This is a genomic window from uncultured Arenimonas sp. (assembly GCF_963976025.1).
Classification (GTDB): domain Bacteria; phylum Pseudomonadota; class Gammaproteobacteria; order Xanthomonadales; family Xanthomonadaceae; genus Arenimonas.
Genome location: NZ_CAXBJS010000250.1, coordinates 1 through 3,007, shown reverse-complemented (window position 1 = coordinate 3,007; position 3,007 = coordinate 1). Strand labels below are relative to the sequence as shown.

Sequence of the window (3,007 nt, the reverse complement as noted above, 5' to 3'; positions counted from 1 at the left end):
GGTAAGCGCGGCGGTGAACACGTTCACCCGCCAGGCCAGGATAAGCATCGACACCGCGCCGAGCACCAGCGCGAAACCCAGCACCTGCGCCGGCCGCAGCGAGCCCGTGGCAAGCGGCCGGTGCTGGGTGCGCGCCATCAGCACGTCAATGCGCTGGTCGAGCAGGTGGTTGATGGCCGCCGCCGAAGCCGCCGCCAGCCAGATGCCAATCGCGCCCAGCACCAGGCGTTCCCAGGGCCAGGCTTCGCCCGGCTCCAACGCCAGGAACATGCCAATAATCGCGGTGAACACGATCAGCGCCACCACGCGCGGTTTGGTCAGCTCCCAGTAGGCGGCCAGCGGCAGGCTCATTCCGGTGCCCGCAGCCGCGCCAGCAGGCCCACCACCGTGAACAGCAGCAGGGCCGCGCCGGCGTTGTGCGCCACCGCCACCCACAGCGGCAGGCCCAGCACGATGTTGCTGATGCCCAGCGCGACCTGCGCGCACAGCAGCACCAGCAGCAGGCCGCCGGAATAACGCAGGCCGGTCGAACGCAGCAGCCTGATCGCGACCATCAGCAGGTGGCCGAACACCAGGATCGCCATCAGCCGGTGCGCCATCTGGATGGCCACGCGGGCCGGGCCGTCGAGCACGCCGCCTTCGTAGTCCACGCCGATGCCGCGCCACAGGATGAAAGCTTCGCGGTAGTCCTGCTCGGGCCACCACTGGCCCAGGCAGGTCGGGTAGTCGGTGCCGCAGGCGAGCGCGGCATAGTTGGCGCTGGTCCAGCCGCCCAGGGCGATCTGCACGACCAGCAGCACCAGGCCGATCCACAGCAGGCGCCGAAGCCTGGGTGCCTCGGCGCTGACCAGCGGGCCCCAGGGCGTGGTTTTCCAGGCCAGCCAGGTGAGCAGCGACAGCGTCAGCAGGCCGCCCATCAGGTGCGCCATGACGATGACCGGTTTCACCAGCCAGATGACCGTCCACATGCCCAGCACCGCCTGGAAGACGATGACCATCAGCAGCAGCGTGGACAGGCGCGCGGCATCGACGTTCGACCAGCGCAGGGCCTGCACGAGCAGGATCAGTTCACCGGCCAGCCACAGCGCCACGGACAGTTCGTGGTTGGGCGCCATGCCCACGCCCATGTACACCGGGATCGACAGGCCCACCAGGGCCGAGGCCGCCAGCACGCTGACCACCCCGCCCTTGCGCTTGCGCGCGGCCAGCAGGGCCAGCGTCAGCACCAGCAGGCCCAGCAGGGCGGCGATATGACGGTGGAACTGTTCGCGCCAGGCCTTGGAGACTTCGACGATGCGTTCGAAGCCGGCGTTGGCGGCGGCGATTTCGTGGTCCTGGGTCGGCCAGGTGGCCTTGCCGTAGCAGGTGGGCCAGTCCGGGCAGCTCAGGCCGGCGTTGGACAGCCGCACGAAACCACCGAACACGATGACCACCAGGGCCAGCAGCACGGCCGCCCAGGCGAGGCGATGGAAATGACGGGAAGGAGCGTTCATCAGGGGCCTACTTCAACACACGACCGAGGTCCTTGCGCATGCCGGAGGGATTGAAGCCCGGGGCATAACGCAGGACGAGGTAACCATTGGGGTCGGCCAGGTAGGCCGGCAGCGCGTCGGGGCGCACGGTGTCGGGCAGCGCTTCGGCCAGGGCCGGGCTGGGCTGCATGGGCACCAGGCCGGCGAATTCCGGGGCACCGGCGGGCACGTCGCCAAACCACAGCACCTTCAGGCGTTCGGCGTGGCGGCCTTCCGACACCCAGACGCGCTGCAGGGCGGCCAGCATCTGCGCACAGGGTTCGCCGCAGCCTTCCGGGGCCACGAACACCACGTGCCAGTTGCGCTCGGCCGGCTGCCATGACCAGTCGCTGCCGTCGGCGTGTTTGAGCGCCAGCCCGCGCAGGTCCGGATAGGGGTCGAGCATTTCGCCGATGTTGCGGGTCTGGTCGGGCTTCCAGCCACCGAAGAACAGGCCGGCGGCGATGCCGAAGCTGCCCAGGAAAAAGGCGGCGACCAGCAGCAGCTGCAGGCGCGAACGGGTCTTGGACGGGGCGGCGTTGTCGGGCGAAGTCATGGGCGTTTCCGGAACCACAGGAGAAGGGTCACCACCAGGGTGGCGAAGGCCAGGCCGAACCATTGGATGGCGTAGCCGCGATGTTTTTCAGGCGGCAGCGTATTCGCAAGCACCTCAAGGTCGCGTTCATGGCCCAGCGGCAGCGAAGGGTCCAGGCGCAGCACGCGCGGCGCAAGCGCCGGCAACTGCCAGGCGCGCGCCACGGCGGCCGGTTCCAGGTGCAGGGCCAGCCAGCGCTGGCCGCCGTCGCGCGATTCCAGGCCCTCGCCCAGGCGCAGGCCCACGGCCGGCGGCGGCGCCAGCAGGCCGGACAGGTCGGCGGGGCCGGTCGGGCAGGCCTCGCGCGGCAGCGTGCGGTCGCCGGGCAGAGGCAGCCAGCCCAGGTCCACCAGCAGCGCCGTGCCGCTGTGCGGCTGGAAGGCGCAATAAAGGCGCACGCCCACGCGCGGGCCGCGGCGCTGGTTGTCCAGCCACAGCGGCGGCGTGTCCAGGAAACGGCCACCACCGGCGGCGCGGTTCACGCCCGACGCAGTGTCGGCGGCCGACAGCGGCCAGGGCGCTTCGGTGCGGGCCGCGACGGCGGCGTCGAGCATCGCCTGCTTTTCCAGCCCACGGCCCCACTGCCAGTTGCCCAGCGCCGAAAACCCCAGCACCAGGCACAGGCCGAAGAGCGCGAGCAGGACGCGGCGTTTCAACACGGGCGCGCCCGGGAAGCGGATAATGCGCGGCAGACATCACCACCGGCCCTTTGCATGAGCAGTGAACTCAAGACCCTGGTCGTCGTCGGATTCTTCATTTTCATCCTGTGGAACCTGGGCGCCGGCTTGTATTACATGATGGTGGACAAGGGGCGCAGCAAGCGCACCGTGAACTCGCTGAGCTGGCGCATCGGCCTGTCGGTCGCCATGATCGTGCTGGTGATCATCGGCATCGCCACCGG

Annotated in this window: 5 protein-coding genes; 1 reads left to right on the top strand and 4 read right to left on the bottom strand. The window is 69.8% G+C overall.

Annotation, left to right across the window (positions count from 1 at the left end; all coding sequences use genetic code 11):
- From AACZ35_RS13650 to AACZ35_RS13635, 4 genes are all read right to left on the bottom strand, one after another.
- On the bottom strand, positions 1-351 hold a 351-nt coding region (locus tag AACZ35_RS13650), incomplete at its 3' end, for a UbiA family prenyltransferase (protein WP_339830214.1).
- Positions 348-1,493, bottom strand: coding sequence for a COX15/CtaA family protein (locus AACZ35_RS13645; protein ID WP_339830212.1), 1,146 nt, complete (start codon positions 1,491-1,493; stop codon positions 348-350). The genes AACZ35_RS13650 and AACZ35_RS13645, both read right to left, overlap by 4 nt.
- A 7-nt stretch (positions 1,494-1,500) precedes the next feature.
- Entirely contained in the window at positions 1,501-2,067 is a 567-nt protein-coding gene (locus AACZ35_RS13640; protein ID WP_339830210.1) for a hypothetical protein, read from the bottom strand.
- Complete coding sequence (locus AACZ35_RS13635; RefSeq protein WP_339830208.1) at positions 2,064-2,765, bottom strand: SURF1 family protein; 702 nt, start codon at positions 2,763-2,765, stop codon at positions 2,064-2,066. The genes AACZ35_RS13640 and AACZ35_RS13635 overlap by 4 nt, the downstream gene beginning before the upstream one ends.
- A gap of 54 nt (positions 2,766-2,819) precedes the next feature.
- Between AACZ35_RS13635 and AACZ35_RS13630 the strand changes: the two genes are divergently transcribed.
- Positions 2,820-3,007: twin transmembrane helix small protein (locus tag AACZ35_RS13630; RefSeq protein ID WP_339830206.1), on the top strand; the 188-nt coding region annotated here is incomplete at its 3' end.